This is a genomic window from Microcoleus sp. B3-A4 (assembly GCF_036705385.1).
Taxonomy (GTDB): Bacteria; Cyanobacteriota; Cyanobacteriia; order Cyanobacteriales; family Microcoleaceae; genus Microcoleus.
This window is the reverse complement of the sequence record NZ_JAUBUI010000160.1, coordinates 1-4,448: the sequence shown is the minus strand read 5'-3', so window position 1 is coordinate 4,448 and position 4,448 is coordinate 1. Positions and strand designations below refer to the sequence as shown.

Below are 4,448 nucleotides of genomic sequence, written 5' to 3'. Positions count from 1 at the left end.
GACATACAGCAGATTGCACATTAATTATTCTCTTAGTATCCCTGATTTTGGATCATTTTTTCCTTGGATTACTCTAAGCAGTTATACTTAATTGTACTTGAATTTTCAGAAATGGTAGAAGGTGGCTCTTGTCCCCGCAGTAGTTCATTGCAATGAATTATGAATAAAAATCCCTCCCCGTTCAGGGGGAGGGTTCGTCAATTCGCCATCTCAAGACTAAGTGGATGAGCTTGCAGGTGGACCTTCATCCTCAAGTTCTTCTATTAATGGTAATGGTTTCAAAGTGGTGCGTCCTGATTGAATAGCCCCTGCTTGACGCTTGAGTGTTGGAATCAGGACTCGCATTAGCTCACTTACACGCACAGAACGCTGCTCGTGAACAAACACCAATGGCAGGAGGGCCAACACCCGCAGGACGGCTGAGAGAGCAAACACCGTTGGCAAGCCACCAAAATCAGTAAGAGTCGCCACATACCCACCAACCGTGATTCCGATCGCCCCAGTGATTCCTGGAACCGCCGCCGCAACAGCAAAATAAATCGACTGATTGCGTAGCGGCGTCACCGACATCATCAGATTGCCACTGCACAGGTCGATCGCTGCCCAAGTCGCACCGCCCACTATATGCAACAAGGGGAACCAAGCCCAAAGGAAAATGGGAGAAGTTCCAGATTCTAGCCACAGTAGAGGCGTCAGAGCCACCAAGATGCCTACCATTATCATCAGCGGGCGATTGCCAATCCGGTCAGCCAGTCTGCCCCAGAACATCAGCATCAGCAAGTTAGCACCAGCTCCCAAGCTGTTATAGAGCGTTACGACGCTGACATCTAGGTTGAGGTCGCCCAGCAAATAGAGGTTAAAGAAGGGAGCGCTGATGTTAACCGCAAAGCTCCACAAGCCAGAGTAAAGCAGAAATCTCAAAAAATTGGCATCCTTGAAGAAGCTAAAAACTTTCTTCAAGGGCGAGCCGTGGTCTGTATCCGAATCGGCGGCGTGTACTAGTTGCGGGTTGACATCGGTTATCGAGAACTGAAAGATCAGACTGAGTATTGCGAACACAACTCCCACAACCAAGACCACACCGAAGCCAGAGAGCGAACCACCCGGCCACTTCGATACCGCTAGACCCAGCAGCGGCACGCCGATGAGATTGGTTAAGGTCACCACACTATTGCGAAAGCCAAAATACCGCCCCCGCAATCGGTCTGGTACTAACACAGCCATCCAGCTAAGAAAGGAAGCACGGCCCAAAGCCTCCATGAAATTACTCAGGCAGATAATTGCCAATGTCAACAGCACCAACTGGCGCGGCTGCATACGAGATGAGCCCACCAACCAAATCCCAGGCACAATCAGCAACCACGGCAGCCGCGACGAGCCGAAAATCACCAGGGAATACCAGTGGCGGCTCTTGATGCGGTCTCCCAGATAGGCTCCCAGCGGTTGCAGCAAATTGGTTAGCTGAGGAATTGAGGCGAGCAGACCAATTTCCACTGTACTGGCACCGAGATCCAGCAAGAAATTACTAAGCAACGCACCGCCAATAATACTGTAAAACACCGTAGCAAAGGCACCTTCGGTAGTTAATGCCTTGAGGCTTTTCCGAATTTCTGCCTTGGGAATTTTAAGATGCGGGTTTGCAGTAAATAGCGGCTCTGATAATGCTTTATGGTCTGGGGTGTCCTCAATAACCAGAGGGGTCAGAGGACTCGTTTCTACTAAAATGCTATCTTCGTGTGGACTGAGCATATTATCTAGGCAATATTTAAAGACTTAATCGGAACTACATTAGTGCTTTGCTCTGAGTGCCTTTCTAAAGACAAATGTCCTAAAAAATGCTTTATTTAAATCCTGTAATGGTCACCCCTTACCTGCTGAGCGTTAATTAGTTAACGCCATAAAGTGTTTCAGAAATATAACCACAACCTGTCTCCAATAGTCAGGTTCTTTTTTACAGAGTTCATATAAAAATACTCTCTATTATAATATAATATAACTTTAAAAATTTGACAATAATCTTTATAAATAATAATTATAGTTCTTTGTAAACAAATTTTAAGCTTTTAGTTACAATATTTACTTAAATTATTTTAAAGTTAATCATTAGAGGCTATTTCTCAAGATAGATTTGTTTCTAAACTCTAAGGAGGATGCAAATATGCTACCTCTAAGTTGTCTACAATTAGAAGTTGAGCTCGTAGATTTCAACTCGACCAAACTTTCCTAAAGTGACTTCATCTTCAAGCGGAAGAATTTTTAATAAGGATTTTAAGGAGTAGGCTCGATTGAAGCCAATAAATGTACAGGTGCTTGCCGTTGTTGGGCTTCGAGGGGCATCGGACTTGAGGTAACCATCAACTTGGTTTCAGGAAGGAGGGGCAAAAGGAAGGGGTTGTCTCTGCTAGCACTGAGGTGGGGCTAAATTCTTTGGTGGGCGAGATTTGTATCTCTAGCGGTGAGGCAACCCCTTTCGTTTCAAGATAGGTCGATCGCCCTAGCGGTACATTCCATTAGCTAGAGGAGAGGAAATGGATCGCAGCTTAGGATGTTTAATAAAACAGGAAATTTTCTAGGGAACGATGAGCTTATTACTAATAGATATGGATGGTACGCTCCGTGAACCGCTCAGCGGACAACAATACTTCCAACATCCCAAAGATCAACGCATTATTGAAGGTGCCCAGATTGCCCTTGGCGCCTACAAAGAGGATTGGATAATTGTCGGCATCACCAACCAAGGTGGAGTTGCCGCCGGTCATAAGTCTATGCAAGAGTGCATCAAGGAACAGCAATACACGCTTGAGTTATTCCCAGAGTTGAGAGAAATCTACTTCTGCCCCGACTTTGAGGGTAAAAAGTGTTTCCGCGTCACTCGTCACAATGTTTATAACCACAGCCAAACTAAGTGGTCCCGACAGTACCGCAAACCGCGATCGGGTATGTTGCAACTAGCAATGGTCAGACACAAACACACCCCGCAAAATTCGCTGTATGTGGGCGATCGCCCCGAAGATGAACAAGCGGCCCAACGAGCAGGGGTCGCCTTTCAATGGGCATGGGGATGGATCGAGCAACATCAAGAGGCGATCGTCCCCAACCTTACAGAAGTATAGTAATCGATAGGATAGTCATGGAACGAGAGATTACAGATAGCAACGGCATTACCTGGGTATGTATTCAAGCCTATTCTGGGATTTCCCACAATGCAGAAAACCAGGATGCGGCTCAGGTTAAAGGACAAGAAGATATAGCCTTTCTCAGAAAGATGAGGTACTATCCGGCATAGGGCATAGGGCATAGGGCATAGGGCATAGGGCATAGGGCATACCTCACTTTTATGAGAACCGCTATACGTACTGGGTAGTCTGTACGCCTAGTGGTGGCGCAAAGTCAGTGCGGCTCAAGCTTGAGGGCGAATGGGAAAAATCCTACTCTGATGAGATGTTGCTCAATGAAATTCAAGCACAGCAGGGGGAATGACCACAGCCAAACTAAGTGGTCTGGACAATACCGCAAACCGCGATCGGGTATGCTGCAACTAGCAATGTCCGAGACAAACACACCCCGCAAAATTCGCTCTATGTGGGCGCAAAAAAAGTAGCCATTGTAAGACTATTTTTGCATCCTACAATAAGTGCCAAGGAGCGCAGATAAAATAATTTCCAGCCGTAAGCAGGAGAACCATTTCTCTACTTGGCGAAAGTATTCTAGTTACACGCTAGCTTGAGGACTCGATCAACTCTCTATGCCGTCAGGCGTTGGTACTTTTATTTGAGAACCCAATACAGCTTCATCAGGTCTAATCGGAATTTCACTGACAATATCATCACCTTCAAACCGGAAAAATGGATGGGGCAGTAGCTCGATAGTCAGGTATAAATCTCTCCTAGCTTGCGAGAAGGGACTGGGACGACCCTTACCTTTGACACCGATGCGGCTTCCGGGTTTAGGCCCTGGTGGAATTCGCACATTAATCGTTAATAGGCGTGGCTGTGTCAGGGGAGAGTATGACTCCTGGTCTACCAGTTACGTGCCGTATTTTTAACAGTTTTTGCAGACCGCCAGCACTATATTGTTTTAACCATCTATTTACAGTAATTCTCTTTACACCTCGCAGGTTCACTACATCTGTAAAGCTTTGGTTATATCTAGCCTTGAACCAATCTCGGTGTCTGAATTCGTGGTCGATTAATTATAGTTCGCGGGCCTGCGACAAAATTATTTTTAACTCCTCTGGGGTTAAATCAATTTTTTCTTGGTAGTTTACGTGCATAAAATATTTCTCAAACTCTCAGCGTCCTTGTAGTATTATTTTGGGGAACGGACATTAAAATTGATTTATTTTACCTAGTTTTTTTTCTGCCGACCTACTTAGGGCTTGCTGAATCAGTGAGAAAAGTAAACAGTGTATGGATTTTCCGACCAAAAAAGTAGTAAGGGTGCAAGAA

At 45.5% G+C, this 4,448-nt stretch carries 5 protein-coding genes; 3 read left to right on the top strand and 2 right to left on the bottom strand.

Annotated elements, in window-relative coordinates:
* Positions 1-216: 216 nt before the first annotated feature.
* On the bottom strand, positions 217-1,749 hold the full coding sequence (locus tag QUB33_RS28690; protein WP_333357814.1) for an MFS transporter: 1,533 nt from the start codon (positions 1,747-1,749) through the stop codon (positions 217-219).
* 830 nt (positions 1,750-2,579) lie between these two features.
* Here QUB33_RS28690 and QUB33_RS28685 point away from each other — a divergent pair.
* The 3 genes from QUB33_RS28685 (at position 2,580) to QUB33_RS28675 (ending at position 3,601) form a co-directional block, all read left to right on the top strand.
* Positions 2,580-3,113, top strand: coding sequence for an HAD-IIIA family hydrolase (locus QUB33_RS28685; RefSeq protein ID WP_333357811.1), 534 nt, complete (start codon positions 2,580-2,582; stop codon positions 3,111-3,113).
* Positions 3,114-3,130: 17 nt separating this feature from the next.
* Positions 3,131-3,286, top strand: coding sequence for a hypothetical protein (locus QUB33_RS28680; RefSeq protein ID WP_333357797.1), 156 nt, complete (start codon positions 3,131-3,133; stop codon positions 3,284-3,286).
* Between the two features lie 165 nt (positions 3,287-3,451).
* Positions 3,452-3,601: a hypothetical protein gene (locus tag QUB33_RS28675; protein ID WP_333357796.1), complete on the top strand. Its 150-nt coding sequence runs from the start codon at positions 3,452-3,454 to the stop codon at positions 3,599-3,601.
* A 134-nt stretch (positions 3,602-3,735) separates the two neighbouring features.
* Here QUB33_RS28675 and QUB33_RS28670 read toward each other — a convergent pair whose 3' ends face one another.
* Positions 3,736-3,969, bottom strand: coding sequence for a DnaJ C-terminal domain-containing protein (locus tag QUB33_RS28670; protein WP_333357795.1), 234 nt, complete (start codon positions 3,967-3,969; stop codon positions 3,736-3,738).
* Between the last annotated feature and the right edge of the window lie 479 nt (positions 3,970-4,448).

Bases quoted from the DNA above. Each gene is read 5' to 3' on its own strand.
- QUB33_RS28690 (WP_333357814.1), bottom strand. From the start codon at position 1,749: ATGCTCAGTCCACACGAAGATAGCATTTTAGTAGAAACGAGTCCTCTG.
- QUB33_RS28685 (WP_333357811.1), top strand. From the start codon at position 2,580: ATGAGCTTATTACTAATAGATATGGATGGTACGCTCCGTGAACCGCTC.
- QUB33_RS28680 (WP_333357797.1), top strand. From the start codon at position 3,131: ATGGAACGAGAGATTACAGATAGCAACGGCATTACCTGGGTATGTATT.
- QUB33_RS28675 (WP_333357796.1), top strand. From the start codon at position 3,452: ATGAAATTCAAGCACAGCAGGGGGAATGACCACAGCCAAACTAAGTGG.